Annotated in this window: 34 protein-coding genes; 20 read left to right on the top strand and 14 right to left on the bottom strand. The window is 31.0% G+C overall.

Translation table 11 applies throughout. The features are described 5' to 3' along the window. Window positions 1–39: 39 nt before the first annotated feature. From C661_RS0108800 to C661_RS0108755, 10 genes are all read left to right on the top strand, one after another. On the top strand, window positions 40–399 hold the full coding sequence (locus tag C661_RS0108800) for a hypothetical protein (RefSeq protein ID WP_017414948.1): 360 nt from the start codon (window positions 40–42) through the stop codon (window positions 397–399). 164 nt (window positions 400–563) lie between these two features. Continuing rightward, window positions 564–764, top strand: coding sequence for a hypothetical protein (locus tag C661_RS0108795; RefSeq protein WP_017414947.1), 201 nt, complete (start codon window positions 564–566; stop codon window positions 762–764). Window positions 765–821: 57 nt separating this feature from the next. Beyond that, a complete protein-coding gene (locus C661_RS0108790; protein ID WP_017414946.1) occupies window positions 822–1,193 on the top strand; it encodes a DUF5412 domain-containing protein in 372 nt (123 codons plus the stop codon). A gap of 115 nt (window positions 1,194–1,308) precedes the next feature. Next, window positions 1,309–1,665 carry an SdpI family protein gene (locus tag C661_RS0108785; protein WP_242825989.1) on the top strand — a complete coding sequence of 119 codons (357 nt, stop codon included), beginning with the start codon at window positions 1,309–1,311 and terminating at the stop codon, window positions 1,663–1,665. Window positions 1,666–1,839: 174 nt separating this feature from the next. Continuing rightward, window positions 1,840–2,133 carry a hypothetical protein gene (locus C661_RS0108780; RefSeq protein ID WP_017414944.1) on the top strand — a complete coding sequence of 98 codons (294 nt, stop codon included), beginning with the start codon at window positions 1,840–1,842 and terminating at the stop codon, window positions 2,131–2,133. Window positions 2,134–2,172: 39 nt separating this feature from the next. Further along, on the top strand, window positions 2,173–2,376 hold the full coding sequence (locus C661_RS21545; RefSeq protein ID WP_017414943.1) for a glycine zipper domain-containing protein: 204 nt from the start codon (window positions 2,173–2,175) through the stop codon (window positions 2,374–2,376). A 53-nt stretch (window positions 2,377–2,429) separates the two neighbouring features. Then, window positions 2,430–3,431, top strand: a complete 1,002-nt coding sequence (locus C661_RS21540; protein ID WP_017414942.1) for a methyltransferase domain-containing protein — start codon at window positions 2,430–2,432, stop codon at window positions 3,429–3,431. Window positions 3,432–3,588: 157 nt separating this feature from the next. Then, a complete protein-coding gene (locus tag C661_RS0108765; RefSeq protein WP_017414941.1) occupies window positions 3,589–4,179 on the top strand; it encodes a hypothetical protein in 591 nt (196 codons plus the stop codon). A gap of 136 nt (window positions 4,180–4,315) precedes the next feature. Continuing rightward, window positions 4,316–4,657, top strand: coding sequence for a hypothetical protein (locus C661_RS0108760; RefSeq protein WP_017414940.1), 342 nt, complete (start codon window positions 4,316–4,318; stop codon window positions 4,655–4,657). Window positions 4,658–4,735: 78 nt separating this feature from the next. Continuing rightward, a complete protein-coding gene (locus C661_RS0108755) occupies window positions 4,736–5,242 on the top strand; it encodes a VanZ family protein (RefSeq protein WP_017414939.1) in 507 nt (168 codons plus the stop codon). A gap of 139 nt (window positions 5,243–5,381) precedes the next feature. Here the strand turns inward: C661_RS0108755 and C661_RS0108750 are convergent, their stop codons facing one another. Further along, on the bottom strand, window positions 5,382–5,891 hold the full coding sequence (locus C661_RS0108750; protein WP_017414938.1) for a hypothetical protein: 510 nt from the start codon (window positions 5,889–5,891) through the stop codon (window positions 5,382–5,384). A gap of 386 nt (window positions 5,892–6,277) precedes the next feature. Between C661_RS0108750 and C661_RS23605 the strand changes: the two genes are divergently transcribed. After that, window positions 6,278–6,418: a hypothetical protein gene (locus tag C661_RS23605; protein WP_017414937.1), complete on the top strand. Its 141-nt coding sequence runs from the start codon at window positions 6,278–6,280 to the stop codon at window positions 6,416–6,418. 100 nt (window positions 6,419–6,518) lie between these two features. Here the strand turns inward: C661_RS23605 and C661_RS0108740 are convergent, their stop codons facing one another. Then, complete coding sequence (locus C661_RS0108740) at window positions 6,519–7,541, bottom strand: PTS sugar transporter subunit IIC (protein WP_017414936.1); 1,023 nt, start codon at window positions 7,539–7,541, stop codon at window positions 6,519–6,521. 616 nt (window positions 7,542–8,157) lie between these two features. On the opposite strand from C661_RS0108740, the gene C661_RS0108735 reads away from it, so the two are divergent. Beyond that, complete coding sequence (locus C661_RS0108735; protein WP_017414935.1) at window positions 8,158–8,748, top strand: sigma-70 family RNA polymerase sigma factor; 591 nt, start codon at window positions 8,158–8,160, stop codon at window positions 8,746–8,748. Next, window positions 8,748–9,755: a DUF4179 domain-containing protein gene (locus tag C661_RS0108730; protein ID WP_017414934.1), complete on the top strand. Its 1,008-nt coding sequence runs from the start codon at window positions 8,748–8,750 to the stop codon at window positions 9,753–9,755. The genes C661_RS0108735 and C661_RS0108730 overlap by 1 nt, the downstream gene beginning before the upstream one ends. Before the next feature lie 53 nt (window positions 9,756–9,808). Here the strand turns inward: C661_RS0108730 and C661_RS0108725 are convergent, their stop codons facing one another. Next, window positions 9,809–10,609, bottom strand: a complete 801-nt coding sequence (locus tag C661_RS0108725; protein ID WP_017414933.1) for a rhomboid family intramembrane serine protease — start codon at window positions 10,607–10,609, stop codon at window positions 9,809–9,811. Window positions 10,610–11,043: 434 nt separating this feature from the next. Here C661_RS0108725 and C661_RS21535 point away from each other — a divergent pair, with 434 nt between their 5' ends. After that, window positions 11,044–12,051 (top strand): hypothetical protein, encoded by a 1,008-nt coding sequence (locus C661_RS21535; RefSeq protein WP_017414932.1) that lies wholly within the window; start codon window positions 11,044–11,046, stop codon window positions 12,049–12,051. A gap of 114 nt (window positions 12,052–12,165) precedes the next feature. Here C661_RS21535 and C661_RS0108715 read toward each other — a convergent pair whose 3' ends face one another. From C661_RS0108715 to C661_RS0108700, 4 genes are all read right to left on the bottom strand, one after another. After that, a complete protein-coding gene (locus C661_RS0108715) occupies window positions 12,166–12,537 on the bottom strand; it encodes a pyridoxamine 5'-phosphate oxidase family protein (protein WP_017414931.1) in 372 nt (123 codons plus the stop codon). A 363-nt stretch (window positions 12,538–12,900) separates the two neighbouring features. Then, complete coding sequence (locus C661_RS0108710) at window positions 12,901–13,107, bottom strand: zinc ribbon domain-containing protein (protein WP_017414930.1); 207 nt, start codon at window positions 13,105–13,107, stop codon at window positions 12,901–12,903. Between the two features lie 20 nt (window positions 13,108–13,127). Next, a complete protein-coding gene (locus tag C661_RS0108705) occupies window positions 13,128–13,658 on the bottom strand; it encodes a DUF5673 domain-containing protein (RefSeq protein ID WP_017414929.1) in 531 nt (176 codons plus the stop codon). A 37-nt stretch (window positions 13,659–13,695) separates the two neighbouring features. Continuing rightward, window positions 13,696–14,151, bottom strand: coding sequence for a hypothetical protein (locus tag C661_RS0108700; protein WP_017414928.1), 456 nt, complete (start codon window positions 14,149–14,151; stop codon window positions 13,696–13,698). A 211-nt stretch (window positions 14,152–14,362) separates the two neighbouring features. Between C661_RS0108700 and C661_RS0108695 the strand changes: the two genes are divergently transcribed. Continuing rightward, the gene (locus C661_RS0108695) at window positions 14,363–14,614 is read left to right on the top strand and encodes a TIGR03905 family TSCPD domain-containing protein (RefSeq protein WP_017414927.1); all 252 of its coding nucleotides are present in this window, start codon (window positions 14,363–14,365) and stop codon (window positions 14,612–14,614) included. An 83-nt stretch (window positions 14,615–14,697) separates the two neighbouring features. Here C661_RS0108695 and C661_RS0108690 read toward each other — a convergent pair whose 3' ends face one another. Then, complete coding sequence (locus C661_RS0108690; RefSeq protein ID WP_017414926.1) at window positions 14,698–15,369, bottom strand: HD domain-containing protein; 672 nt, start codon at window positions 15,367–15,369, stop codon at window positions 14,698–14,700. Window positions 15,370–15,823: 454 nt separating this feature from the next. Between C661_RS0108690 and C661_RS0108685 the strand changes: the two genes are divergently transcribed. From C661_RS0108685 to C661_RS0108675, 3 genes are all read left to right on the top strand, one after another. After that, complete coding sequence (locus tag C661_RS0108685) at window positions 15,824–16,279, top strand: hypothetical protein (protein ID WP_017414925.1); 456 nt, start codon at window positions 15,824–15,826, stop codon at window positions 16,277–16,279. 20 nt (window positions 16,280–16,299) lie between these two features. Continuing rightward, complete coding sequence (locus C661_RS0108680; RefSeq protein WP_017414924.1) at window positions 16,300–16,743, top strand: hypothetical protein; 444 nt, start codon at window positions 16,300–16,302, stop codon at window positions 16,741–16,743. Between the two features lie 144 nt (window positions 16,744–16,887). After that, complete coding sequence (locus tag C661_RS0108675) at window positions 16,888–17,712, top strand: CPBP family intramembrane glutamic endopeptidase (protein WP_017414923.1); 825 nt, start codon at window positions 16,888–16,890, stop codon at window positions 17,710–17,712. A 131-nt stretch (window positions 17,713–17,843) separates the two neighbouring features. Here the strand turns inward: C661_RS0108675 and C661_RS0108670 are convergent, their stop codons facing one another. Together C661_RS0108670 and C661_RS0108665 are read right to left on the bottom strand one after the other, a co-directional pair. Further along, window positions 17,844–18,881: a MerR family transcriptional regulator gene (locus C661_RS0108670; RefSeq protein WP_017414922.1), complete on the bottom strand. Its 1,038-nt coding sequence runs from the start codon at window positions 18,879–18,881 to the stop codon at window positions 17,844–17,846. 185 nt (window positions 18,882–19,066) lie between these two features. Next, entirely contained in the window at window positions 19,067–19,921 is an 855-nt protein-coding gene (locus C661_RS0108665; RefSeq protein WP_017414921.1) for a SagB/ThcOx family dehydrogenase, read from the bottom strand. A gap of 87 nt (window positions 19,922–20,008) precedes the next feature. On the opposite strand from C661_RS0108665, the gene C661_RS0108660 reads away from it, so the two are divergent. Next, window positions 20,009–20,788 carry a VIT1/CCC1 transporter family protein gene (locus C661_RS0108660; RefSeq protein ID WP_017414920.1) on the top strand — a complete coding sequence of 260 codons (780 nt, stop codon included), beginning with the start codon at window positions 20,009–20,011 and terminating at the stop codon, window positions 20,786–20,788. A gap of 128 nt (window positions 20,789–20,916) precedes the next feature. Here C661_RS0108660 and C661_RS0108655 read toward each other — a convergent pair whose 3' ends face one another. The 3 genes from C661_RS0108655 to C661_RS0108640 are packed head-to-tail and all read right to left on the bottom strand — an operon-like array spanning window position 20,917 to window position 22,886. Continuing rightward, window positions 20,917–21,588, bottom strand: a complete 672-nt coding sequence (locus C661_RS0108655) for an ABC-2 transporter permease (RefSeq protein ID WP_017414919.1) — start codon at window positions 21,586–21,588, stop codon at window positions 20,917–20,919. Continuing rightward, window positions 21,588–22,448: an ABC transporter ATP-binding protein gene (locus C661_RS0108650; protein ID WP_017414918.1), complete on the bottom strand. Its 861-nt coding sequence runs from the start codon at window positions 22,446–22,448 to the stop codon at window positions 21,588–21,590. The genes C661_RS0108655 and C661_RS0108650 overlap by 1 nt, the downstream gene beginning before the upstream one ends. 60 nt (window positions 22,449–22,508) lie before the next feature. Beyond that, window positions 22,509–22,886 carry a GntR family transcriptional regulator gene (locus C661_RS0108640; RefSeq protein ID WP_017414916.1) on the bottom strand — a complete coding sequence of 126 codons (378 nt, stop codon included), beginning with the start codon at window positions 22,884–22,886 and terminating at the stop codon, window positions 22,509–22,511. Between the two features lie 215 nt (window positions 22,887–23,101). Here C661_RS0108640 and C661_RS0108635 point away from each other — a divergent pair, with 215 nt between their 5' ends. Continuing rightward, window positions 23,102–23,587 carry a hypothetical protein gene (locus C661_RS0108635; RefSeq protein ID WP_017414915.1) on the top strand — a complete coding sequence of 162 codons (486 nt, stop codon included), beginning with the start codon at window positions 23,102–23,104 and terminating at the stop codon, window positions 23,585–23,587. A 402-nt stretch (window positions 23,588–23,989) separates the two neighbouring features. Here C661_RS0108635 and C661_RS0108630 read toward each other — a convergent pair whose 3' ends face one another. After that, window positions 23,990–25,426: a C39 family peptidase gene (locus C661_RS0108630; RefSeq protein ID WP_017414914.1), complete on the bottom strand. Its 1,437-nt coding sequence runs from the start codon at window positions 25,424–25,426 to the stop codon at window positions 23,990–23,992. Between the last annotated feature and the right edge of the window lie 262 nt (window positions 25,427–25,688).

Genomic DNA, 25,688 nt, shown 5'->3' with positions numbered 1-25,688 from the left:
TAACTTTTAATATTACAATTGAATAAGGGAGGAATAGCCTTGAAAAAACTTAGGGGTATTGTATTGTTTCTACTTTTAACCTCTTTGATTACAGGATGTTTTAGGTCAACAAAAAATAATGCTACTCCAGAAGAGATTTTGAAGGATGATCCAAATGCAGACTTTTTTATTATGGATAACACAGTGTACAAAAATGCAGAGGATGTTCAGTGGGTAAAGGACATATCTATTAAAGAAAGAAGTGCCTTAGGAAGAATAAATAAAACTAAGGTAAAAAGAAATTTTAAAAACTGGAATGCAACAGTGCTAAGCATTAGCACTGAAATTTATAAGTTTCAAGGCAGAGATGACATAGTTTTAGCTAAAAAAGATGATAAGTGTATACCCTATATTAGATAGGTAGAAGGATAGGTAAGATTATTTTAATAAGGTATTAAGTATTTAATAGAAAAGGGGGGAGTTTAAGGGAATGGAAACAAGTCACATTGGTTAATAGGTAATTTTTTTAACAAGTAAGCTCAGCTAGAAGGCATATTAAAATTACAATGAAGGGAGCTATAGACATGAAGAATTTTATTAGAGAGTACCTATTTAAATATATTTTTCTCTTCTTCTTTTATATTCTTTTAGGAGTCCTTATTAAGGCATTAGATATGAACACTGCAAAAGCGCTAGGCTTTGTATGTGGAATGATATTGTATGATGTATTAGCCTATATCTATAGAAGATTTAAAAAGATGAAACCTGAGGTTCAACAGTCGTAGGTTATATACTAAAGATGGTTTCTTATAAGTTGATAGTTATGTATTAAGGGGGAAATCATGAAAGAAAAAACAAAGAAACGTCTCGCTACAATATTCATCGTTGTCGCAGCAATGATTGGTGGGGTAGCTTATTTCATTAACTGGGCATTTTATGATATTCAAAGAATTCATGGTCAGGAGTATCTTACTGAATCAACCTCACCAAATGGAACATATACTGTAACTGCATCTTTAAATAATGGAGGGGCTACTACAGGGTATTCAGTTTTAGGTACATTAAAGAATAATAAAAGTGGTAAGTCGAAGAACATCTATTGGCAGTATCACTGTGAAAAAGCTGATATGGAATGGCTCAATGAGGACATCATACAGATAAATGGAGTAGAACTTAAAGTTAAAAATGAAGTTTATGACTATAGAAAAGATTAGTCTAAGCTTTGTTTTTCAAGGTATAGCAATATAATAAATTAAATTTAAAGGGTTATTATATAGATTAGGTAAAAGGGGTGATGTTGTGGTATGGTTTTGGATTTTTATGATGGTGATGAATTTATTAATTTCCTTTACAATGATTGGCTTTGGTAAGTATTTTACTAAAGGTGGACCTAAAGATGTTAATGGAGTTTTTGGATATAGAACTTCTATGTCTATGAAAAACAAGGAAACTTGGGAGTTTGCTCACCGTTATTGTGGAAGGCTGTGGTTAGTGTTAGGAACTGTTATGCTAATTGTTTCTATCATATCTATGTGCTTTGTAATTGGAAAGGAAATAGATATTATAGGGACTTTCGGTGCCATAGTTTGTGGTATGCAACTTGTATTTTTGGTTGGTTCTATATTTCCTACAGAGATGGCTTTAAAGAAAGAATTTGATAAACAGGGAAATAGAAAACAAGCATAATTTTTAGTTAATAATGATTTTTAAAATAGAGAGTTTTGGATAATTTGTGAGTTATAGCTATGTGATAAATAAACGTAATAAAGTAAGGGTTAAAATATAGAAGTTTCTTAGGAAATTTACCTATGATAAGTTATCATGTGAAAAACATTTACTAGGGAAGAAAAGGAGAGAACTATGAAGATAAAAATTAACTTATGGTCATTTATATTTTCTTTTGTGTGTATAGCACTATTTTTTATAGCAATATCATCACAGTCAATAATTGATTTTACAACCACTTGGTTAAATATGCACCCATTAACTATAGTATTGGGTATAGCTATAGTTAATTGTGTGCTGGGGTTTATTGGGCTATCTGAGGCCACTAATTGGAAGAAGCTATTAAGAGGATTTTCAACTATAATAATTACTTTAGGGTTATCTGGCCTCATAATTTTCATTTTATTTATGGGATTTATGCTGTCATAAGCATTTATATAAGTAACATGATACAAAAGGAGGACTTTGATGAGTTTAGATAAAGATAATGATAATAAAAGTACTACTGAAGATGAGGATCAGTCTGATATAAAGGGTACTTATCTTGCTCTCGGCATAGCATTTGGCGCTGCCTTTGGAGTTATATTTCATAATATAGCTATAGGTGTATCTTTAGGGCTTATTATAGGAGTGGCACTTGATGCTAATATAGATAGAAAAAATAAGAAGTAATTTAAAGTACAATTGTGAGTGAAACTGAAATTAAATTTATTGGGGGAATAAAAATGCATAAACAGTATATAAAGATGCTTGTATGTCCAAGTTGTCATAAGGAATTAGAATGGCATATACAAGAGGAGAATGAAGAGAGAATAATTAATGGGAAAGCCTGTTGCTTAGGGTGTAACTCAGAGTATGAGGTAAAAGATGAAATAGCAGTATTCTTAACTAGTGAATTATCGAGAAATGACCTTTGGGATCAGGGGGAAAGTGCTCTAGAAAAGTTTTTCAATGAGAATACAGAGATTTATGACAAGTTAATGAATACACCAGAAGAAGAGCTGAATGGAGCTGATTATTGGTACAAGGCTACCTATTTTGAAATGAGAAGAGATTTTGCTACAAGCTCTAAAATGTTTAAAAATGCTTTTAAAAAGATATACACTGAGGACTATATTAACGGTTGGGACAGTCAAATGGATTTTGTGATTAAAAATATTCAAGGAGATGAACCAATAATTGATATTGCAACAGGTAAAGGCTACCTTGTTGAAAAGATCCTTACTGAGACAAAAAATTGCGTTGTTGTCACAGATTTTAGCCCTACAATACTCATGAGAAATAAAGAGTATTATAAAGCTAAGGGATTATACCAAAGATTGAGCTTGATTGCTTTTGACGCAAGGAAAACTCCTTTTAGAGATAACTCCATTGTAAATATGACTAGCAATATGGGACTTCAGAACATTGATCAACCAGGAGAAGTAGTAAAGGAACTAAATAGGATTACTAAAGATAAATTTATGTCTGTAATGTTTTTTATAGACAAAGAGGATAAAAAACATATGGATTTATTTAGAGAATGTGGTAACACTGCTTACGTAACAAGGGAAAATGCAATAGAAACCTTTAGAAATTCTGGATGGCATGTTGAAATTTGTAATTCCTTTTTAGCAAATATAAAGCCAACACCTGAAAGTGAAATCATAAAAGGTGCAGGAATTGATGGATTCCCTATAGAAGACACTGAAGTTGAATTTTGTGTAATTAAAGCAAGGAAACAGTAAGCAGTATACCTTAAGGATATAAGCAGGTATATTGTTTTGAGGGAATAATTAATTCTCAGTTATAAGATGAGTTTAATAAGGGAAGGAGCATTTAGTAGATAGGATAAAACTATATAGCGTAACTAATAAGTTAAATAATATGGGTAGGTAAAGTTTAATGAATAAGAAGATAAAGCTAGGTATTTTAGGATTATCAGTTGTTTTATTGTTTTTAGTAATTAATTTTAGCGCTGGCGTTAAAAGTGCTGAGGAAGCAATAAAGTTGTCTAGTTCTAAGCCTATAAGTATAATACATGAGGAAAAAACCAATAGGGGAAGTATAGTGTTCTACGAAACCCTAGGAGAAGATAGCCTTTCAACAGCCTTTGTTAGAAAAAGTTTAGGTAGGTATAAAGTTGTTTATGATGGTGTTCAAGGAGATATAAGTTTAGCAGCTAAGAAGCTTGGCATAACTAATACGTATTTTCCAAGCATAGAGAAAACGTCTTTACCCATATATTTTGGCGTAATTGGCAACTCAGAAGTTAATCAAGTGAAAGTAATGGAAGCGGGAAGAAATATTGAGAGGCAAGCAAAAATCATTGAGGCTGAAGGAAAGAGAATATGGCTAGTATACATGAATAGATTTCAAGGCTCAGACTTTGACATCCTGGGACTTTCAGCAGATGGTAAGGAACTCGTGAAAATAGATGGGAATATATCACCTTACTATGCAGATCAGAAGCCTTTTAAAAGCACTTACAAATAGTTGACAAGAACATTTTATCAGGAGAGCTGTTTAACAATACTAGATGGAAGTTTCTATCTAGAACTTTAGCTCCCCTGAGCAAAGTGCCTATGGTCAATTTAAGTTTACTTAATCATAAATATTGGGAGGGGTTAATATGGTAATTGAGCCTTTAAATGATGTTATGTCATACTTTCATTTTGTGTTTATAGCATATATAGTGCTATTTATAATTGTAGTGGCTAATTTTTATAAAGCACTACATATTAGGAAGTTATCAGAGAATAAATCTAAGGGGAGATTTGTTCAAAATATTGATCTGTTAATTGATGTGCTTTGTGGGGCAGCAATGGCTGCAGGGCTTTTGTTTCAAGGAGTTTTAGCGGACAATAATGCCTTAGGTCATAATAGCTGGTTTAACTGGCTTTTAGGTATATCTATTGTAAGTTTTATTATCTTTATATTAAATATAATTGTAGTTTTTAAAGAGAAAAGGTGACTTTATAGTTAGAGGAAAGTTATAGCTATATTGATATACTTCTGTTTTAAAGGTTAAAAGGTATTGGGGGAGAAAACATTGGAAAATAAGCAGATGAAAAAAAGGACTAAATTATTACTTTGGTTTTTATTTGTTTTATATCTATTAGTTCTTGTGAACGTAATTATTTTTAAAGATGGAAATGCGCTTATTGTAGCACAATATAGTGCTGATAGGTCCTTATGGGAAGGTATTGAGGCAATAAACTTTGTGCCTTTTAAGACAATTATTCCATATCTTAAAGGAGAGCCAACTATTCGTATTGCTACTGAAAATATACTAGGAAATATTTTTGCCTTTAGCCCCCTTGGTTTTTTATTGCCATTATTATTTAAAAGGTTTTATAGGCTAAAAAATATTTTTCTAACTTCTTTCGCAATAAGTCTTTTTATAGAGGTAATACAATTAGTATTTTACTTGGGAAGTACAGATGTAGATGACTTAATTCTAAATACTTTAGGCTCACTATTAGGTTTTGGAGTCCTTTGTTTACTTAAAAAGATTTCTGAAAGAAAGAGCATTAATCTTTCACAGTCTTCAAATTAGATTCGATTGAGTAGGGGTGAAAGCTCATAGAAATAACAAATATTTTATTCTAAATTAAGAAATGTCATGGATATAGTCTAGTTACTCTTAGAGAGATTTAATACATCCATGACATTATATGTTTTATAGTATTAATTTTTTATTGATTAAATTTTATAGTAATATTCTTAGATGAATCATTGGGTTGATAGCGTATCATTACTTCATCTTCACTTACCCAGGACATTTTATATCTCTCACCAGAAAATATTTTATACCCATTTAATGGAGAACAGGGTAGCTCTTTTTTGAAAATATAGTATTTTTGCTCATAAATCCAGCTACTTCCATGGCGTAATGATGATTGTTCTTCAATAATTAATGCATTTTTTTCATTGGGAGAATAGAATACCATTTGAGTGCTTGCTAAACTAGAATATATATTCCATAGATTTAAACCCAAATATAGAAAAATAAGAATATGAATAAAGAAATAAAGGTTTTCTTTTTTTGCAACTATAAGTCCAATGATAACTATGATTAAAGTAACTATAGTTGTCAAATAATTGGTTATCAAACTAAGTCCATATTCGTGGTATATTTTTAAAAGCACAAGCTTTACAATTATTAAAGTTATAAAGACTCCGTAAAGAACATGTTTCCTCTTCATTTACAACCTCCACAATAAGTTATATTGATTCACTGATTTAATCCAAATTAATCTTACATAGGTATTATTTTCAGAAATTATGTTAGCTGAATATTCATTTATCCATTTGGTTTAGTCCTAAAAACCTATTAAAAGCACAGTAACCATAATTTTTTACCACCAAAGTATCTTAATATAAATTTTACCAATATGATTATATAAATCAATACAAACTAAATAGAAACAAATATTTTATGTAAAATACTTACAAAGATTTATATGTAATGGTACAATTTTACTAGGGGAAATAGTTGATATTTTAATTAATTCTTAATTAGACATAGATAAGGTATAAAAGAGAAATATATATGTTTAAATTTTAGAAAGAATATATAAGGGGGAAAATTATGGATTTTGCTTTTGGGGGATTTGCAATTATATCGGCAATACTATTACCTATATTAGGCATAGTAGCACTTATTTCTTTTATTTCAGTTTCTTACTGGACCATACGCGCATTAAAGGTTTATATAAACAAGAACTCTTAAAAATCTATAATACTTATATGGATATAATGCAAAATTAAGATTCTTTTTTAAAGGTCTAAAAGAAAGTGCCATTCACTTATAGTTGTGGATGGCACTTTTTTTATAAATCTAGTTTCATATCTCCATATTTAATCCAGCCTTGTTTACGCATAAACTCTGAGATTAAAAGGCTGAGAAGTGCTGGAGCTATAATATGAAGAATTAATATTAATAAAAGAGAACTTGTTCCCATGGCCTCAATTGTAGCAAATTGCCCAACAAGTCCACTTGTTCCCATTCCTGCACCTACAGGAGTGTTTTTCATTTTGAATATGGCAGAGCCAATGGGGCCTAAGATGGCACTTGCAAGAGTTGGTGGAATCCATATCATAGGGCTTCTGATGATATTGGGTACTTGAAGCATGGAAGTTCCAAGGCCCTGAGCAATTAATCCACCAAAGCGGTTTTCTCTGTAGCTACAAACTGCAAAGCCCACCATTTGAGCACAACAGCCGATGGTTGCTGCACCGGCGGCAAGGCCATCTAACTTTAAGGAAATTGCTAGAGCTGCACTACTAATTGGCAAGGTTAGAACCATTCCCATAATGGTAGAAACTAAAATTCCCATAGGAATAGGCTGAAGCTCTGTGGCATAGTTAATCATTGAGCCTAAAGTAGTCATTACTGAAGACATAAATGGACTTACAAAGGCAGCTGTAATTCCTCCAGCAATAATAGTAGTAGCTGGAACAACTATTATGTTTAGTTTTGTTTTTCCATGAACAAGCCTTCCAAGTTCTGCTCCAATTAATGCTGCAACTAGAGCACCAACAGGTTCACCCACTCTAACCCCATAAGCACCGTTAGTTCCTGCAATTAGGGTTTGAGCTCCAAGAGTTCCTGTAATGATAGAGGAAAAAATAGTTAGTACAGGAGCCTTAACACCATAAGCTACAGCAGCTCCAATAGCAGGCCCCATCATTAGCTGAGCTATTTTACCAAACTCAACTAGCATTGGTATGCCAGCCTTTTCTCCAATTTGTTTTAGAATTAATCCAATAATAAGAGAGCCAAAAAGTCCTTGAGCCATATAATTTAACACATTAATTATATAATCTTGTATTGAATGCTTTTTCGTTTCCATAAGTACTCCTTATTTTAGTAATCTTATTTTTATATGTGAAATTCAAATTTAAAAGGGAAAACTTCCTAGAATATAACTTTAGTATTCTCTAAAATTGTAAGTTTTAGTAAACTTAATTTCTACCTATTTTTTCTGGGAGTTTTTGTGAGATAATATTAAAGACCGCATTGAGTTTCCAATAGGGTCTTTTTTTATAGTTATATATTTTTATTACTAAGTAGATAAGAGGAATTTCTCATGAGGATGTTTAAATATGATTATTTACCTAATTCTAAATATAAAGTGTATAGATGCTTCCAAGGTAAAATTTTATTCATGATGAATTTCATTTATTTTTAAGACACCGTAAGGTAACTAGAGGAGAATTCATGTATAAATTAAGTTGTAACATTTGTTCCATACAGATAAATCTTCTTAAGTAAAGGTAATTTATTCATCTCCAAAAGCCTTAAGGAAAACAAGGAAGTAGCAATGTATAAGGTAAGCATTTGCTCCGATTGTTTATAAAATGGTAAGTTTATGAAAAAGGTTATTCTTCATGCAACTTTTGGATACTTATGAAAGTCTAATCTATGTATAAACAATCTAGATTGAATTTGATATAGGAGGTGGAGTGGTGGAAAGTATTTTTACTTACTCCTTGAAAAAGATTATAAAAGCTAGCTTTAAAGATAGGGATAAAAGTGACCAAGTGGCTTTAGTAGAAGAGGCTATAAGTGGATGTAAAGAAGCCTTTTCTACTTTAGTAGATATGAATAAAGAATACCTTTATAAAACAGCTTTTCTTTACATGAAAAATCAGGAAGAGGCATTAGAAGTCTACCAAGAAACTGTTTATAAGGCTTATATAAACCTTCATAAGTTAAAAAAACCAGAGTTTTTTAAAACCTGGCTGACACGCATACTAATTAATAATGCTAATGATAGGTTAAAGGTAAGAGATAAGTATTCAGCAGTTGATGTTATTCAAGAAAATATCATAGATGAGAATTATGGGCAAGTTTCTCTGGAAGAAAAAATTGACTTATATAGTGCAATAGACTCTTTATCTTCCCAGTATAAGACAGCTATTATATTAAAGTATTTTCAAAACTTATCCTTAAAGGAGATAGCATTAGTTATGGAGTGTCCAGAAAATACAGTAAAGTCTTATTTGCACAGAGCTAAAGCTCAATTACAAACTAAGCTTGAAGGGGGAGAGAGTTAATGAGTGAATTTGAGGACATAAAATTACCAGATAATATTGAGGAAGTAACCAACAGAGCTATTTCAAGAGGCGAGGAGTACATGAAAAAGAGGTCAAAGAAAAATAGAAATTTAGTAATGGCAGTATCTTTAGCTTTAGTGGTGCTTATGGGAGCTGCCACTCCCGTACTAGCGGAAAAGGTTATATTGTCCAATAAAGTTTTCGAGCAACTGAAAAGTGATGATAGTATAAGTGAAAAACAGTTTATGCTTAAAGGTGGACAGTATAAGTATGCACAGGCAGTAAATCAAGAGATAAAGAATAATGGTATTACTATGAAAATAACTGAAGTAGCTTGTGATGGAGCTAATATATTTATATCCTATGCAATTACAATGGATGAACCTTTTTCTCATGCAAATATGCTAGCAGTTGTAACTCAAAATAAAAAAATGCGAGTAGATTTTTGTGATGAACAATTTACAGAAGCGAACACTGGAGGAATTGAAGGAAAATTTATTGATGAATTTAACTTTGTTGGAATGGATGAAATTGATTTAGCTCCATTAACTGCAAGGGGATTAAAAGTGCCAGATAAGTTCAATCTAGAAATAGAGATTGGGGACATAATAGAGAATCCGGGATATACAGACAAAAAAGTACCAGGTCCTTGGAAGTTTAAGCTAGAGGTAACTAAAAATACTTCAGAGGCTAAAGAGGTAAAGAAGGAGCTAGTTGATGGTGAAGTAAAATTCAACAAAATGACTGTAACACCTACTACAACTGATATAGAAGTGACAATTCCTAATAGTTATCCTTCTGGGGTAATTGTAACAGCTTATGATGATAAGGGGAATAAGCTTCAGCCAACTTATGCGCAAGCGATAAGTAAAAATGAAAAAGAATATGTAAAATTAGGAAAGTATTCAGCTGTAAGTGAGGGATCAAAGTTTGTAACTATTAAACTTGTTAATAAGAATGATCCAGAATTAAAGGTGCTTAATGAGTTTAAGGTACCAATTGAATAGTGATTAGATTATGGATTAAAAACAGCAGGAACTTAACTGTCCCTGCTGTTTTACTATTCTTCTTTAATATGTTCATGATTAAATAAGTGATCTGTACAATAAGCATGATGCCCTTCGCATTTAGAGCAGTACCTAAACTCCATATTTGGATGAGATTTTTCCGTAGCACCACATATAGTACATCTGTAGATGTATATAACTTTTGGGCTGTTATTTTTAAAGTTACGCCTATTAGTAGTAACCTTTTTTCTGGTTTTAACTCTTGAAAATATATCTTTTCCAAAGAATAAAAAGAAGTTTCCAAGGGCTGCTATAATTACTACCTTATCAGTAAGATTTCCACTAAAGAATGAAGATAATAAAAGAAGTACATCAACTAAAGCCAAGTATTTTATCTTCATAGGAATAATGAAAAAAACCATTACTTGATAGTTAGGGTAAAAATAAGCAAAGGCCAAGAATAAGGACATATTTAAGTACACTGCAGTAGTAACTCCACCAGTTATAAAGGCTGCAAGTATAGTTCCAACTATTCCAGTAAGATAATAAATATTAAACTTAAAGCTACCCCATTCTTCTTCAAGAGAAGAGCCAATCATATAGTAAAAATAAAGGGTAAACAATATCCAGAGAGTTGAGGTAGCTGGAGGTATTAAAACAAAGGTAAAAAGTCTCCAAACTTGGCCACTCATTACATGTCTAGGACTAAGAATTAACCAGCTTCTTAAGTGCCCCTCAGGATACACTATATTGGCAATTAGGTATACTGCAAAGTTTAAAATTACAATATATTTCATCAAATCTCTTATTGTATATCTTCCATATTTTCTTTCTAATTTGTCTAAGAAACCCATAAATTACTCTCCTTTATAGTTTATTTACAATGAACAAGTTCATTGAAGTAAGTCTGCTTCTCGTAACCTTATCCATTAAGAAATTTTTACCCTAAAACTAAATTTTAAATCAAATCTTTAATAAGTAGAGTTTTCTACAGGATAATTAGTCTACAGCATATTAAGAATATTTTAGCACTAATTGAAGTGTTTAGTAAGGGGATTAGATTTAATATTGGTAGGATTAATTTATGTAATGATTTATTAAACGGACTTAGCTTAAATAAAACAACCTAATAGGGGAGTGTACATAAAAAGTAAGGAGCAACTTTTAAAATACAAGTAAACACGAATTTATCTACCTTTTTAAAAATATACTCTAATATGAGGAGTTAAGGTTTAATATTTAATACTCACCTTAAGGCAATAAGAAATATTAGAAAGTAGGTAATTGAATGAATTTAAAAGCATTTTGGGAAAACAAGGCCTTTAAAATTGTAGTTGGCTTTGAGGCATTAGTATTAGTAGTAATTTTAGGATTTACTGTGTACAACCATAGGAAGAGTTCTGTCAAAATGGTAATGGGAGGAGCATTCCAAAATCAGGTTATACATAGGGAGGATGAGAAGCTAGAGAATAAGGAACCTTCAATGGATCTGGAAAAGTTTTTCCGACCTTCAAAGCTACCTGCAATTAATGATAGAGTAAAAGACTTTAAGTTTTTTGATGAGTTTTATGGAAAAAGTCCAGACAAGATTAAAATACCAAGTGAGCTATTAAAAACACCTGAGGATACAGTTATAAATTACTTTAGCATTCTAAAAGAAGGGGCTGGAAGTTTTGAGGAGGGAAAATCTACAGGCTGTGGAACTTTAGGTACCGCAACGGCTCCTTATCCAATAGCTTACAACTTTTTAACCACGGATTATAGAAAGAAGCTTAGCTATAAACAATACTTAGAATCCTTTAAAAATATATTTCACATAAGTCTGTTAAAGGTAAGAGAAGTACCTAAAAGAGAAGATCATCCCGATAGTATCCCTTATTTTATTGAAATTGAAACTATTGAAGGCACTGATAAAGGTATGGGGCAATTTGCCTATTATTACGGATTTGTTTACTTAACAAAGGAAGGTAAGGATTATAAAATTTCTGATGTAGACTTTCGAGGAGAAAATTATCTTTGTGCACCTTATCATGGGTGGTCTTATGATGCTGAAGCAGTAGTGGATATCAAATATGGAAATTGGTGCTCTTTGGTTAAGGAAAGGCAGCCAATGGAGCAAGAAGGTTATGTAAAAAAGGTTCCTTTCAAGGGAACAGACGGAAATGAATATCTTATAAAGTTCTTTACCTTAACTAATGGCACAGATGTAGAAGTTGGACAGTATAAGAAAAATTCTAAGGGAGAATGGGAAGAAATAATTCTTAATCCAGAAAAGTGTTTAGAGAAGAAAAACTGATTATATGACTATAATTTGCTCAAATAAAAAATCTAAGTTTAAAACAATAATTTAGTATTATAAATTAAGAAAGTAGCCATACTCCTAATTGGAGGGCTACTTTTTTGTACATATTTATAAAGTTTGAGTTATAGCTTCAGGTCTTATTTCAAGTACTGCTCTTGCCCAAGGAAAGCTTTCTTTGGTCTTATTAAATCTAGCCCCCTCATAAAGCATGGATGCAGTTCCAGTGATTAAAAATCCAGTTCCCTTTGAATGAAAACCTTCAACTTCACGGCTACCTATAGTTACAAGTACTTTATTGTTTTCTTGAAGATTAGCTTCAGTAACCTTCATGCCGCCAACAGGAACGAGTAAACTTTCATCTGTAGTGATTTTTATATAGCTATTCCAGCTGTTAACTAGATGAGCACCTTCTTTGCCCTCTGTAACAATTGCAACTACACCTTCCTTACTTAATACTTCTAACAACTTTGCAGGTATCATTTTAATAGTCCCCCTTTATGAATTAGGTAGCGTTATAATTTTAATGAAGCCACATAAAAATAGAGTAGCTCTAAAAACACTACCTTAAAACATTCGTATTTTATATTATACAAATATGGTGTAAGCAGTGATAAATTTATGTAATTGTTGAACTTTTCACTTAAATATTATTTTATCCAATGAATACAATAAATATAGCACTGTAAATCTAAAAAGGAAAGTAATCTTATATAAAATAAGATTAACCCTAAATGTTAGCTATAAGTAGAGAATAAGCATAACATTTAGGGTTAATTACTAAGTGAAAATATGCAGCAACTTGCATAAAGTTCCTAAGTAATAAGCTGGTTTAAAAGGTCTATTTTAATAATCAAGACCCTTTAGTGTACCATTATAGAAAAATTCAGTGTGTCTACAGTTAGGACAAACATAAATATTAAAAATCAAATGTTCTTCAACATCAAAAAATGCACTAAATAGTCCTCTGTTGTTGTCTTGGGAATCAAATCTGTACTCCTTTAAGTACTCCATTTCACTTTTACATCTTAGACATTCAAAGGCTTTTTCCATTTCTAATTACCTCCTATAGTTTAAAAAATTTGTTTTAAAGCAATGCGTTTTTCTCCTAGGTATTGTGTAAGGATAGTTTCCACTTCCGTTGACGATTTATCAGATATTTTTATTTCAACTTCATGTAGATTGGTAGCACTGATAGAATCATTATTGTCCTTAGGAATAACCTTAAGAACTATGATGTTATAAAAGTCTAACTTATAACTCCATTGTACTATTTCTTTCCAAGGGTACAGCTTTCCATTAATTATAACTCCATTAGAAGTAATAAAATTATAGTCATAATATGCTATAGAGGATAATAACCAGGGAAGGGCTTTTGAAAATGGGTTAAGAAATCCTTGGAAAGTAATGTTTAAAAGATTTAATCCATTTAGATTAGTGAAAAATTCAGCTATTCCTATTATTAGAAATATAGCAGTGGGAATTCTTGAATTTCTAATTCTTATGACTCCTTGGCAATCCTTAGTATATTTATAGGAATTTATATATCGGAAAAAGGACAAAAATATTGAAATTATGGCTATGGACATAATAAAATAATTCATGAGATACCTCCATACCTTGTTTATAAAAAGAGCATAATCAGAAGATTGAGCCCTTATAGAGATCTCTAACTAGTATTCCGTGTTTGTTAAAAGTTTCAATAAGTATTTCATAATCCTGTTTATAAAGATAGTCTATGTGTATTAATAAATCTTTCTTAGAAAAATTTGATAAGGGCATAACATAAAATTTGTTTCCAGCAACTTCAGCATAATTAATTTCATCAAATCTAATTTCATAGGGTTTAGAGAGTACCCATTTATAAATGCATATATAGTTTGATGAAATTTTTATATAAGCTTTTTTAGAAAAGGTAAGGTAATGTACAGCAAGTATAATATCTAAGACTATTGAGATGGAGTAAAGCAAAGGCAATGGATGAAATTTAGCAAAAAATAATAACTGAATTGTATTTAATATACCTATTACTACCCATATAATTCCCGTTGCAAAGTAAGTCCTAGAATTCTTAAACTTTAAATTAATATTATTCACTGATAACCCCCTAAATCATTAATTCAAATTAAAGCTATATAATTATTATAGCATCAATTTAGGGGGTAATAGCGTGAAAATTCAAAATTATTCTTGTAATTAATTAGTGAAGTTTAATCAGATTTATCAATAGATGTCAATAGCTATTGATATTTTAGAAAAGTGCCTTTATATTTTTATATGTATATAAAAGAAACGGGGGATAATTAAAATGGAATACACTTATAAGACAACAGGTTGCTGTGCAACAGAGATTAACTTTCAGGTGGAAAATGATATTTTGAAAAAGGTTTCCTTTGTTAAGGGATGCCCAGGAAACACCAGAGGATTAGCAAGTCTTCTTGAAGGTATGAAAGTAAAAGAAGTAATTCAAAGGTTAAAAGGAACTCCATGCAAGACGGAAACTTCTTGTCCAGATCAGTTAGCTTGTGCCTTGGAAGAACTAGTTTTAAAAAGTAGCTAACAAATACCTTGATATAAAAACATCCCCCCATACTTAAAATGTATGGGGGGATAATTTACTTACTATCAGTGACGTGTTACTTCTTACATTGTTCCATCCCACTCATGGTAAAATTGTGATAAGAACTCTTCCATATATTCATGCCTTTTTTTAGCTACCTTCTTAGCAGTTTCTGTATTCATTAAATCCTTTAAAAGAAGTAGCTTTTCATAAAAATGATTTACAGTGGTGCCTTTAGAATTCTTGTAAGCTTCAAAGGTTTCATGAAGCTTTGGTTTAATGCCTGGGTTATACATTTCATGACCTTTGTGGCCACCATAGGCAAAGGTTCGAGCAATTCCGATAGCTCCAATAGCGTCAAGTCTATCGGCATCTTGAACTATCATGCCTTCAATAGTACTCATTTCTGAAACTACCTTAGCACCTTTAAAAGAAATTGTAGCAATGATTTCGCATACGCCACTTATAACTTCTTCTTCAACTCCTAGTTTTTCTAGAAATTCTCTTGCAACTCTAGGTCCTATGGTTAAATCTCCACCATGAAACTTGTGATCTGCAATATCATGAAGCAGTGCTCCAAGTTCTACTATATAGTTATTACAAAGCTCACTTTGAGCTAAAGACTTAGCATTATTCCAAACTCTATAAACATGCCAATAATCATGACCAGATCCTTCTCCATATAGAGTTTCTTTTACAAAATCTAAGGTTTTAAGAATAACTTCCTTTTGTGTTTCAGTATAATTCATTATCATAAGTTTTTCTCCTTATAAATACTTTTTATATTCCTCTTACTGTTCTATTTTATTCCTTTATGCTGAGTAGAGCAAATATCATTCCAGTTGATAGAAATTAAGTTGAGTTTACATTATGAGCATATTAGCGAAATTTATATAAATAAAGAATTTTTCTAAAGAAAATGTTAATATAACTTAAAAAATACAGAAAAAGAAACAATACAAAGAAATTTTAAGTTGCTTAGATTTAGATTTCATTGAAACTATGAACAAGTAAAAGGAAAACAGACCAGTAGAGGAATAAAAGGTAAAAATAGGCTTTAGATAACGTTGTTAGCAACTAGGTAGTGTTTTATTTATGTATGAATTATTATATAATGATTACATAATATGGTTAGTTTTACTATAATATGGTTTTGAAATTAATCAATACAACAAAATAATTAAATAGTTAAAAGGGGAATATAGCAAAATGAAAACAGATAATAAAGAGTTATATGAAAGTTTGCCTGAGGGGTATTTAGAACAAAGGAAAAAAAGTGATTTGCGTTATGTGTGGAGCTTATATGTGCTTGGCATATTTTTAATATTAAATACTTATGACATAATATCTGTTGAAAAAACCACTTTCATTATAGGTTTAGTTGTGATGATAGGTATAAACACATTTGCTATGATGATGAGTGTCAACAGCAAAAGAACTTACAATAATATTCCAATATATAAATATGGAGAGGTAAAAGTATTTACAAAAATAGAAGTGCTATTATATGCATTACCTATAATAGTAATGGTACCTTTTATAGTGCAGAGATTTCATGTACTGTTACTAGTATATTTGATTTGTTTTGTAAATGCATATCGTACAGCTGGAAGTATTAATAGGCCAAAGGATGCCTTTGATAAGGCGAGAGAAAGGCACTATTAATTATTATGAGAGGCAATAAAGTGAAGAGAGATAACAAAGAAGTATATGAGAGCTTACCTGAGGGATATTTAAAGAAGAGAAAAAGATGGGATTTATTTTATGTGTGGAGTTTGTATGTATATTGCGTTTTTTCAGTGTCGAACACCAAGGGCATATTACCTATTAAAAAGGGCACTTTTGTTTTACTATCAGTTGCAATTATAGGTATAAACGTATTTACTCTAATGATGAGTTTCACAAGTAAGAGATTATATAATAATATTCAAATATTTAACTATGGAGAGATAAAAGTATTTACTAAAATGGAAGTGGTACTATATGGACTACCTGTAATGATAGTTCTACCCTTTATATGGAAAACAATGCTTTTCTACTACTTTTTTACTGGTGGTGTATATCTTGCAACTAGGTGGATAAATAGACCAATGGATTTCTTTGACAAAGTAAATCAAAGACACTATTGATTTGATGAGCAATACACTAAATTATAGTTTATAGAATCAGCTTATCACAATACTTAAAAGCTTTAGTTTGTATGAGACTAATTATAAGATAAGAAGCTTTAATGTAGATATATTAAATATTAAAAACAACAGGAGGATTTGGCAATGAATATAATTAAAAACCGTGATGAAGGAACTTCCTTTTGGAGAGCTATGGGAGTATTTATTTTATATGTTCCAATTGTTTCATCAACAGTAGTTTTTCTTGTATTTGAAATAATTAAAGCATTGATTCATATTCAAGAGAATACACTTCCAGGACTTTTGCTTGAAGAATTTAGCGGAGTAATAGCATACACAATGGCTATAATACTAATGATGAAATCCTTCAAGGCTGAAGGATTAGAGAAATTAAGTATAAGAGGAAGAATAAACATTAATTGGACTATTTCCGTACTCACATTATTTATAGGTTACTATTTATTTAGCCAAAATACTTTTGGACTATTATTAGACCAAATACCTATTCCTAAGTTCATAGAAAGTAGCTTCAATAAAATTGCCTCCAACAACTATTTGATGTTTTTTTCTCTTACAATTACAGCACCAATTTTTGAAGAGGTTATATCTAGAGGCATAATATTAGAGTTATTTTTAAAAAGATACAATGATTTTGCAGCTATAGTATTATCAGCATTCATATTTGGATTAATACACATGAATATTCCTCAGTTTATTAATGCTTTTCTCGTGGGGTTAATACTAGGATATATTTACTTGAGAACAAGATCTTTAGCTCTATGCATCCTTGGTCATTTCATTAATAATTTTATAGTTGCTACCATGAGTATTATAAGACCTGACTATGTTTCAAAGTTTAATTTAGCACAATTAATTTTTGGTATTATATTCATTGCTTTAGCAACATACATAATAAGGGAGCAAAAAAACAAGGAGTTATATAAGAAAAAAACAGTAAACCTAGAGTAATAGAGATAAAAAAGAACTAACTTAAATTCATGTATTAGTGATTTATAAGTTAGTCTTTTCTGTTGTTTTCAAGCAAATTAAAAGACAGGGCGGCTTATTTATTTTTAATTTGAGCGAGTAAATTTTAGAGTTTAATCAACTTCAATAATAAAGTTAATATAATCTACTTGAGTATACTTTAAAGTTTTATTATATTTCTTAAATTCTTCCTGAAGGAAGTCAATGTTAGAATAATATTCATCCTCTATCTCACATATTTGGTCTTTAGTTAGGTTAGCAAATAGTCTGTCTTTAGCATCTTCATTCTCAAACATTAAGTCACCAATAACTATTTTTCCATTATCTTTTAATACCCTTATAAGTTCACTTATTGCAATAATCTTCTCTTTATCATCTAAATGATGAAATGCATAGGTGGAGACTATAATATCAAAGGTTTTATTATCATAAGGAATTTTTAAGAATTCTCCTAGTCTGACTTTTAATTTTGGATTTTTTTCCTTTGCCACATTTAACATTTCCCTAGATTGATCTATACCCACAATGTTATGACCAGCTTTAAAAAATCTATTAGCTAAGTTTCCTGTTCCTACACCTATTTCTAAGATATCAGGGTCTTCTTTATCGAAGGAAGTTGCAGCAGTGAAAACCTCATCTAATATCTTATTATAATTTTTATACATTCCTAAGGTGCCTATATTTTTAGCTACAGCTTTATCATAGGTTGATGCCCAACTATTAAAGTCCCATTTATCCTCCCATTGACTTTTTAACAAATTTATTTCATTAGTTTCATTAATAACTTTCAATATATTAGTATGTTTATTATCTTCCGTATCTTCATATATAGTATCTATAATTTTTTCTAAAGAAGTTCTTATTTGAATTAGTCTATGAATCTCATCATTAACTATTTGCCATTGCTTATGAAAATGGTCAAGATAATTGTTTTTAGTATTCTTTGATAGAAGTTCCTTAATGTCTTCAATTGATAGTCCAATAACTCTATATAAAAGTATGGATTGAAGCTTTATTAAATCTTCCTGAGTAAAATATCTATAATCGTTAATCTGGTTTCTTTCGGGTCTTATTAAGCCTTTCTCTTCATAAAATCTTACTTTGTTAGTTGATATATTAAACATTTTAGACACTTGTTGAATGGTATACATGTATTAAACATCTCCTTTATTACTAACTATGATTTAATTGTAAACCTTCACCTAACACTAAGGTCAATACAAAGTTAAATTAATTAGTACAAAGCATTTTACTGAGAGCTACTAATGAGGGAATTGAGATAAAAAAAGAACTAACTTAAATTCATGTACTAAAGATTTAAGTTAGTTCTTTTAATTTATTTAACTTTTCCCACAGGACTTACATAAACCACGAATTCATCTTCTCCATCTAGGTTTAAAAAGCTGTCTATGGCTTCTTGGTCATAAGCTGCTACAGCACAAGTACCACAGCTAATTGCTTCACAAGCAAGGTAAAGGTTTTGGCAAACATGACCAGCATCTAGAAGCATTGGTTTATGAGCATAGACATTATATCTCCATTCCCCTCTATAAGGAATTGCACTCCAAATAAAAGTTACAGCACTTTTCCCTACAAACTTTTGATCTAGGGTAACTGTTGAAAGTCTTTCCTCTAGGTTTTCGTCTTCAAATAAAAGTAATAGCTCATGAGTTAAAGCTAAGTAACGGTATACTCCATTTTTTAGTCCTTCTACTCTTCTAACAGCAAGGTAGGTTTCAAAAGGATGTCTTGCTCCAGCAGAGGGCACAGGTCTTATGGTAGCATAATTATTGCCACGAACGTCCTTCACTCCTTGAGTAGCCCAAAGTAAGAAGGATAATTCTTTTAAGCTTAAGATTTCATCAGTATAGCTTCTATTACTTTTTCTATCTCTTAAAATATCTAAAAAACTAGTTTTAGTAAAAATACTATGGTCTACTTCTGGTAGTGATATAATTTCCCCATTTTTATCATAAGGTTTTTCTAAAGGTGGCTGAGGTAGTTTAAGTTCTTGATCGGATTGAAAATCATCATCTTCTCTAAAGTTAGATTTCATCCAATTACGTTGTTCTTTTACTCTATCCATTCTTAATTCCCCACTTCCATTTGACTTTCTATACAAATACAAACTTAAGTAAACTATACCATATTTTAACTGTAAGTTAAAGGGTTCTTCCTTGGCAGTTTTCATATAGGCAACAACAGAATTCCCTTAGAATTTATCTTCTAAACAAAGCATATTATTAAGAGTATAGCAAAAAAATAGGGGGCATATTCTGTGCTAACAAGAAACTTAGAAAAGGCTAAGGAAGCTTATAAAGCTAGAAACGTGGAAGAGAGCAAGAAGGCGCACTTAGGAGCAGCAGGAGAAAATCATAAAATGGAGGGAAATTACATCAAAAGCTTAGTTTATGGGGGAATGGATGGAATAATTACAACATTTGCAGTGGTGGCGGGAGTTGTGGGAGCTTCTTTATCCTCAGGAGTTATATTAATTTTAGGCATGGCAAATCTTCTTGCGGATGGATTTTCTATGGCTATTGGAGATTATTTAAGCACCAAGGCTGAAATGGAATTTAAAAAAGGAGAAAGAGCTAGAGAAGCTTGGGAAGTAGAGAATTATCCTCAGGGGGAAAAGTTAGAGCTTAAAGAAATATACATGGCAAAGGGAATAAGTGAAGAGGATAGCAAACAGATAGTAGATATTATATCTAAACATAAAAAAGCTTGGGTGGATATAATGATGGTAGAGGAACTAGGAATATTAGAAGACAATGAATCACCACTTAAAAATGCTTTGGTAACCTTTTTCTCTTTTGTAGTTTTTGGATTTATACCAGTGTTGGCTTATATTATAGGAGTAAAAATAGACTTCATACAGAACAATGTTTTTGCTTTTGACTGTGTATTAACTGGAATAACTTTATTTGTTCTTGGATCTGTTAAAGCCAAAATTACAGAATTAAGTTGGATTAAATCAGGAATTGAAACTTTGTTAGTTGGGGGAGTGGCAGCAGGAATCGCATATGGCGTTGGGATAGTATTGTCGTTAATTTAAATTGAAAAGCAGCATGAGAGAGATATAATTTTAGATGGAGATTAATAATATTTTATTAGCGTAAATTTTTCAACCAGTAAAAGCTAGAGCCCTCAAGATTTAAGGGAAGCTCTAGCTTTATTTATAAGTTATTCAAAGTCCTTACCTTTATATATTTTCATAGAAATTAGAAGAGAAATAAGAAAAATTATAAGAACTATAAGAATTAAAAAAGTTTTAGAAACTAATGAAGGTGTATTCAAAATAAGCCCTTGAATATTTTTTACCATGGCACTATTAGGATGAGAACTCACATAATCTGCTATAAAGCTAGGGATAAACATAAAAGCCATAAACAAAACTATATTTGCAAACTTCATTTTAAGTATTCCAAACTTAAAGTAAAGAGGATAAAAAATTGATGCGAACAAAGCCCCTCCAGTTATAACAACTACAATATCCTCTAAGGAGATAAGTCTTTCAAAGTTTGGAAGTCCAATATAGAATCCTAGGGAGCCCAATAATATTGAACAGATAATACTATATGCCGCAAAGGCAAAAACAGCCAGAAATTTTGAAATTACAATATCTTCACGTTTCAGTGGTAAGCTGTTAAATATAATATAGGTCTTGTTTTTATCATCATAGCCACAGGAATAGTTAATAAGAATATAAACTACAGCAAAGGGTGCAAGCGTGTATATAGCACCTCCATTAGGAACTATGCTTTGAAAAGCATAGACTGAAAAGATTATATAAATAAACCCAAAAAGTAAAACCTTCTTTTGTACTAAAAATTCCTTTAGAATTAAATTATACATTAGGCATTCCCCCTTACTGTGTAAACTAAAATATCTTCTAAGGTAGGTCTTTCAATAATGACCTCTCCATTAAACAGTTTTCTTATATGAGGGGGATTGTTTGTTAATCCTTCAAACCCAAAGCTATTCTCACGAAGTGAAATAAATTCCTTACGGATATCAGAATCCAAAAGCTCCTTTTTACCTTTAACAATAGCGTAATCCTCAAGTATCTTATCCTTTGATTCTGAGAATACAATCTCGCCATTATTTATGAAAGTTATAAAATCTGCTATTTTTTCCAAGTCATTTGTAATATGGGTTGAAAAGAAAATACTTACATTTTCATCTTGGATTATTCCATAAAGAATATCTAGAAGCTCGCTTCTAAACACTGGGTCTAATCCTGCTGTAGGCTCATCCATTATAATAAGTTCTGCTTTGTGGGATAGTGCAATGGCTAAAGAAAACTTCATTTTCATTCCTTTAGAAAGCTCTTTAATTTTCTTATTTGAAGGTAAATTAAAGTCTTTTATATATTTATCATAAACTTTATTATCCCAATTCGCATAAAAGGGTGCTAAAATATTTTTCATATCTTTAATGGTTAAATCTTCATAGTAATAATTTTCATCATATACAAAGCCAATTTTCGATTTTACTTCTTTCTCATTATCGATATTGTCTTTACCAAAGATGTTAATAGTGCCACTATCTTTTTTTATTAAATTCATTATAAGTTTAATAGTTGTACTTTTTCCTGCACCATTAGGACCTATAAAGCCCATGACAAAACCGGGTTTTAAGGAAAAACTCACATTTTTCAAGGAAAACCCTTTATAGCATTTATTCAAATTATTGATTTCTAATATATTTTCCATGGTAATTCCTCCTTTAGGAAAAACTTAATATAACCTAAACAAAGCTTACTATCCATAAACTTAGCTATCTTCATTGAAAAGCAGCCTAAGCATTTCTTCAAGCTCTAAAAGAGTTAATCCAATTAGCTTACTTTCTGTAATTACTTCAGTTAATTTGTTTTCTAGCTCTTTTAGTCTTTTTTCTTTCAATAGTTCTTTATTTTGACTTGATACATAAGAACCTTTTCCAGGTACAGTTTCGATAAATCCTTCTCGTTCAAGCTCTTCATAAGCACGCTTTGTTGTGATAACGCTTATTTGAAGCTCTTTTGCTAAAAGTCTTATTGAGGGAAGAAGTTCGCACTCTGAAAGTTCTCCTTTCATTATGGCACTTTTAACTTGGTTAGTTATTTGTTCGTATATGGGTTCCCCTGATGAATTTGAAATAATAATATTCATAGCTAGCTCCTTTACTAAAGGGTATATACTGTATATAAACTATATATACAGTATATACTCCTTGTTTATGCTTTGTCAATAACCTAAATAATATGAAAATAAAAAATGCAATTAAAAACAAAAGGCAATCTATGCACACATACTTTCGTAGAGGAATATAATGTAATAGGGACAAGCATCTATTTTTGTCTCAAAAAGTTAATGAGGTGTAATATATGAGTGAAAATACAAGAATAAATTCTTATGATTCAGATAACAACAATGGCTGTGGCAGGTACTACAATGACAGAAGATTCTTTAACTGCCCATTCAACAGTGAACTAATTAGTTATAGTGTGGCTCCAGATGTTGAGTGCCCACTAATCCATCAGCAATTTGCTTTAAATTTAGTAAGAACTAACAATACAGGACAACAAACTGCCGAGACTATTTATACTGGCACTGCTTTTAGAAATTGCTTGAATGCAGCTGATCCAATATTTCCTTTTGGTACTATTATAGTAAGAAACTTGTCATCATTCCCAGTAACAATTAATGTAGCTGGAGAAGGGCCAACTCAAACAATAATAGTTCAACCAAACTCAGAAGAAGCAATAACTTCAAATTCTATAGGACGTGTAGATGTGGTTATACCAGCTGGACAAACTGTAAGATTATCATTTTTATTCGATATCTTCTTCCCAGCTAATCCATTTATTTAGAGACTTTTTAAAAGAAAAAAACTGGACAGGCTTAATAGCATTAAAGTAAATTTAAGATAAGGCTTTCCCATGGGAATTAAAGCTTTGAAGCAGTGGAAAACTATAAGGAGAATAGTTTTCCTTATAGGATATTGAACAAGATGAATTGTTCACTTTTTATTATATCTGGCGGAGCTTCGGCTCTGCCTTTATTTTTCACCATAAAATAATAAGGTAACTGTAATTTTATTAATACATATGAAGACTTAATAAATGAAGTTTAATCATATTTTGGAGAAATAATTTGCACACCCTTTTAGATAGGCGTCAAATTTTCATCTAAAGTATTAAAGAAAGTGAAATGCTTGTTAGATAATTTTAGAAATATAAAAAGCGTGCTAGAACACGCTTTTTCACATAAATTTAACTAATAGTAAGAACTCCATCATAAGTTACAGCATTCTGACAAACAATTCTAAAGTCATAAGCTTGCTGGTTTTCTAAATTACTAATGCCTAATATATTCTCATGGGAAATCCATAAAGAAGTACTTTCTTCTTCCACCATTAGACTATCATCTAATACTTCTTCAATGTTTAAATAATAACTATACCTTTCTTTCTTTTGAGGTTTGAACATAATACTACAAGGACCTTGCTTCTTAAGGGTTATTTCCTCACCTTCAGCAAAAAGCTTATATTCTTCATAAGATATACTATTATTTTCTTTTTTTTGTCCAGTAGGCTTAAATTGAACCTTAATTCTTTCAGGAGCAGGTGTTATGGCTTTATTTTTATGAATCACATAAGCTACTCTTCCACCCCAGGCAGCTAAGAATTCCTCAAGTGCATATCTTAAAGAAACCCCAACATCAGTTTTAGCAGCAGGATCGTTAACTACCACATATTCCTTACCTTCTTCTATAACAAACCCTTTAACTACAATGATATGACCAAAAGTAAAGGAGCAAGCTGCGTTGGTTATTACAGGAAGGCTTTTATCACAATCAGGTTGTTTATAACGGACACTTACAATCACGGGGTTTCCTTTAATAAGCTCTCTCTTTAAATCTTCTATAGAATGAAAGTAAGCCACATAGGATTCTAATCCAAAGGAGGAGATATAAGCTGTATTGAATATCCAATTACCAAAGCCTTTATAATGTGAATCATAAAGACCAAAAGCTACTTCCTCAGGGGTTATGTCCACACCGTGAAATCTTAAAACCATTGAGGTACTTGTGGCACTGCACATTACATGAGCGATTTTAGGATCCTTTGTCATTTGAGAGTAGGGGTATACAGGAAGAACTCCCTCATAGTTATCTATTACTTCCTTTCTAACATTATCCTTATAAGCTAGAGGAATATTTTGACCAGCTAAGGTGTTTTTAATAGTAGCAGCTACAAGGCTTAGAGATGGAGTAGTTTCTCCATCTTCAGAGAAGAATTCTATTTTATATTGGAGAGCAGAAGCAGTGTTTCCATCACCTTTAATCTTTAAGGTATCTGTGCTCACAGAGGCGAGTTTATCAGAAGTATTTTCACAGCTACTAAATCTATCACTATTTGTAGCCCAAGTGCCTAAGGAAAGCCAGCTACTCCAAGTATCATCTACGAAGACTCTTCCCCATACTCTAATTTTAGTATTCTTTGGAGTAATTACATTCCAAGAGATAATTAAGGATTCAAAGGGCGAAGTGTTTATAACTGTTGAGATATAACTCCCTTCCCTTGAATAAACCCCGTGATTACACTGCAATTCTATAGTGCCTTTTTCTGTTAAAAGTGAAGTGTTTATAAAGTTTCCTTCCATAAAGGACTCAGAGTTATTATGGATTATTAAATTGGAACTTTTCATATTAAATCATCCCCCCTAAAGTTAGTAGCATTTTAGCTGATTTTGAATATTTATACAGTATATTTATGAAAAAAATAATAAATTCATTATTAAACTATTTAAAATAAGGTTTAAAAAAAGTATAAAAAATTAATCTTTTATACATATTTTATCTTCTCACATAATATCTATGTGGTAAACAAGTATATTTGCAACATTTAAAAAGGTTTTTATTTGAGTCACACAAAATACTCAGGACTCATTAAAATAAATTAATGGAAAT

Origin of the sequence: Clostridium tunisiense TJ (assembly GCF_000300195.1) — a bacterium.
Classification (GTDB): Bacteria; Bacillota; Clostridia; order Clostridiales; family Clostridiaceae; genus Clostridium_J; species Clostridium_J tunisiense.
This window is presented reverse-complemented; position numbering and strand designations above follow the sequence as displayed.